We start from the raw sequence: 2,453 nt of genomic DNA, 5'->3' as shown, positions 1-2,453 counted from the left end.
GCTTGTGGACGACCTGCAAGGGAAGGGCGGTGTAGCGGGTGCTGACTGCTTTTTGGTAGAAATCCGCTGTGAAATAGGGCTTCATGACTTCGTTACGCTGCTCTATAGACTCGCTAGATAAAATATCTGCAGAGGCTTTGACCGTGTACTCTGCATTCTTGTATTCGGTGGCAGCTTTCAAGGCCGCCTCCAGTTCAGCGGGCGGAATGTCTTCCTTAGCTGGGGCGGCGGACTCGGCTGCCGGTGCTGTGCTCTGCGGTGCGGGTGCGGCGCTTTCAGGCTGATTTTGGCTTCCGGACGAATTTGAATTACAGCCGGTAAGTAAAGCAACGGAAAGAATAATACTGCCTAGCGGCCATGTAAATTTACGCATAAGTCCCTCCCTATTCATATAAAATGGAAATTATTATAATATTACCATATTTTATAAGGTGAGTCCTATACAGACAACATACTGTCGAAATCTTGCTCTCCTATTCCAAATGGCTGCATAAGGCAAAAGCAATCGTTTATACTGGCGTATGAGGTGATTTCACATGGACCAGATAACATTTGAGCGCATCTATGATTCGGTAGTTAAACGCGAACCGACTTATGACGGAGTGTATTATACAGCGGTGCTTACAACCCGTATTGTCTGCCGCCCGTCCTGCCGGGCCAGAACGCCTAAGGCCGGAAATGTAGAGTTTTATACGTCTTTAGAGGAGGCGACCCGTGCCGGCTTCCGCCCTTGTAAACGATGCCGCCCGGAGGAAGGCGGTGTGCTCCGGCCCGACGCGGTGCTTGCCGCCCAGGCGGACGCCATTATGGAGGCGCAGCTTGCAGACAAGCTGACGCTGCCGATGCTGGCTGAGCAGCTGAAGGTCAGCCCGTTTCACCTGCAGCGGACCTATACACGTGTAAACGGTCAGTCTCCAGCCGTGAAGCTGGATCAGCTGCGGATAGCGAAGGCCTGCGGGCTGCTGGCAACTACGGATTTGCCGGTTGCTGAAATCGGGCGGGCGGTCGGCTTTCAGGGCGCATCCCATTTCGCCGCCTGGTTTGCGCGGAAGAACGGTCTGCCGCCGACGGAATACCGCAATCAATACAAAGGGAGGGACTTCTCATGAAGAACATCAGGAACAGCGTAACCGCTAAGCCGGTTAAGATCTATCACCATACGCTTCGTCTCGGAAACAGGGGATGGACCTTATGGGCCAGTGATAAGGGTCTGATCCGGGTATCCTATGAGCAGGATCAGGGCCGGCTGCCGGAGGGCTGGCTGAACATGTATGCCCCTTCCCATGAGCTGGAAGAGAACGCGGAAGTTTTTGCCGATATGGGGGTTACTAATCTGCTGGAGAGCTATTTCGCCGGAAATCCGGTCAGCTTCAGCGGCCTTCCGCTTGATCTGTGGGGAACAGCGTTTCAACAGGAGGTCTGGAGAGGGCTGACGCAGATTCCTTATGGCGGCGTTGCTACGTACAAGGAGCTTGCCGTGCAGATCGGCAGACCGCTGGCAGTCCGTGCGGTGGGCGCGGCCAACGGGCAGAACCCGATACCGGTCATTGTGCCCTGCCACCGGGTCATTGGCGCTAACGGCACATTAACCGGTTACCGGGGCGGCCTGAAGCTGAAGCAGGAGCTGCTGGCGCTGGAAGGCATTACACATGTGGGGGCGGCGGGCCATGAACGATTTGCTTTTTGACCTGCCGCTGCCGCAGTTTTTTGACCTGGGCGCTTGTCTGGCCTATATGAACCGCTCACCGCTGGAATGTTTGTTCCGCTCGGATAGCGAGGGGGTCAACCGGCTGTTTATTCTGGAAGGAGCGCCGGCGCTAGTCAGGCTGACCGTAGCAGAGGATCAGCCGCCGCGCCTGAAGGCTGCCTTACTGGCCGGTGCCCGTCCTGGCGCGGAGGCCATAGCAGATCTGGCCCGCTATATTGTGGAATGGTTCGATCTGAACCGTGATCTGGCCCCGTTCTACCGGATTGCTGATGCAGACCCGCTGCTCCAGCCGCTGGCTGCTAGCGAACGGGGACTGCGGATCATCGGGATTCCTGATCTGTTCGAAGCCTTATGCTGGGCGATACTGGGACAGCAGGTGAATCTGGCCTTTGCCTACAGGCTGAAGCAGCGGCTCACCGCTGAATACGGGGAGTCGCTGGAGTATGAAGGACATACGTATTATCATTTTCCGCGGCCGGAGGTTTTTCTGGCGGTCAGTCAGGAAGAGTTGTGCAGCCTGCAGCTGACCCGCAACAAAGCGCGGACTGTGCTGGAGGTAGCTGCGCTGATTGCCGGAGGCGGACTCAGCCGGGAAGAGCTGCTGGCCCTTCCGTCCCCGGAAGCCGCCGAGCAGCGGCTGCTGAAGCTCAGGGGGATCGGGCCGTGGACCTCGCAGTATGTGCGGATGCGCTGCCTGCGCGATACCACCGCATACCCTGTAGGCGATGTAGGCCTGCAAAATGCG

The 2,453-nt window shown here is 57.0% G+C and carries 3 protein-coding genes and 1 pseudogene; 3 read left to right on the top strand and 1 reads right to left on the bottom strand.

Annotated elements, in window-relative coordinates; all coding sequences use genetic code 11:
• Positions 1-373: pseudogene (locus AQR02_RS26015) on the bottom strand (hypothetical protein); the annotation flags it as partial.
• A gap of 163 nt (positions 374-536) precedes the next feature.
• Here AQR02_RS26015 and AQR02_RS26010 point away from each other — a divergent pair.
• The 3 genes from AQR02_RS26010 to AQR02_RS26000 form a co-directional block, all read left to right on the top strand.
• Positions 537-1,109 carry a bifunctional transcriptional activator/DNA repair enzyme AdaA gene (locus tag AQR02_RS26010; protein ID WP_054943272.1) on the top strand — a complete coding sequence of 191 codons (573 nt, stop codon included), beginning with the start codon at positions 537-539 and terminating at the stop codon, positions 1,107-1,109.
• The gene (locus tag AQR02_RS26005; RefSeq protein WP_054943271.1) at positions 1,106-1,687 is read left to right on the top strand and encodes a methylated-DNA--[protein]-cysteine S-methyltransferase; all 582 of its coding nucleotides are present in this window, start codon (positions 1,106-1,108) and stop codon (positions 1,685-1,687) included. The genes AQR02_RS26010 and AQR02_RS26005 overlap by 4 nt, the downstream gene beginning before the upstream one ends.
• The coding region (locus AQR02_RS26000; RefSeq protein ID WP_054943270.1) for a DNA-3-methyladenine glycosylase family protein at positions 1,668-2,453 on the top strand (786 nt) is incomplete at its 3' end. The genes AQR02_RS26005 and AQR02_RS26000, both read left to right, overlap by 20 nt.

Source organism: Paenibacillus ihuae, assembly GCF_001368795.1.
In the GTDB taxonomy this organism is placed as follows: Bacteria; Bacillota; Bacilli; order Paenibacillales; family Paenibacillaceae; genus Paenibacillus_AQ; species Paenibacillus_AQ ihuae.
Note: the sequence above shows the minus strand (reverse complement) of the source record. Positions and strands in the feature narration are given on the sequence as shown.